This is a genomic window from Methylophaga sp. UBA1464 (genome assembly GCF_002325665.1).
Classification (GTDB): Bacteria; Pseudomonadota; Gammaproteobacteria; order Nitrosococcales; family Methylophagaceae; genus Methylophaga.
Genome location: NZ_DCSO01000033.1, coordinates 6,180 through 6,701, shown reverse-complemented (window position 1 = coordinate 6,701; position 522 = coordinate 6,180). Strand labels below are relative to the sequence as shown.

At 46.7% G+C, this 522-nt stretch carries 1 protein-coding gene; it reads left to right on the top strand.

From position 1 onward, the window contains the following. On the top strand, positions 1-495 hold a 495-nt coding region (locus tag B3O33_RS03440; RefSeq protein WP_292362935.1), incomplete at its 5' end, for a transporter substrate-binding protein. Positions 496-522 lie beyond the last annotated feature (27 nt).

The window sequence follows — 522 nt, the reverse complement described above, 5'->3', positions numbered from 1 at the left end:
AGTAACGTGGCCTGGTTCAAACAATTGAATGCTGCCGGCATTACGTCTGATAAGCAGACGCTGCTGACGCTGTCGGTGACAGAAGATGAAGTGCTGGGTATCGGTGGTGAAAACCTGGAAGGTTTTTACTCAGTGATGAAGTACTTCCAAAGTCTGGATAACCCTAACAATGCTGAGTTTGTTAAAGCATTCAAGGAAATGCACGGTGAAGACAGTGTCATCGGTGACGTGACGCAGGCGGCTTACCTTGGTCCATGGTTATGGAAGGCAGCCGTTGAAAAAGCAGGAAGCTTTGATGTGGACAAAATCGTAGAAGCGTCCAGAACCGGTGAAATCGAGTTGGATACAGCACCTGAAGGGTACGTGAAACTGCATCCAAATCATCACTTGTGGAGTAAAACCCGTATCGGAAAATGGAATAAAGACGGTCAGGCAACAGTGGTTTATGAGTCTGAGCTGATTGAGCCAAATCCATTCCCAGAAGGTTACCAATAGATCGACATAAACGTTCACAACAGCAGG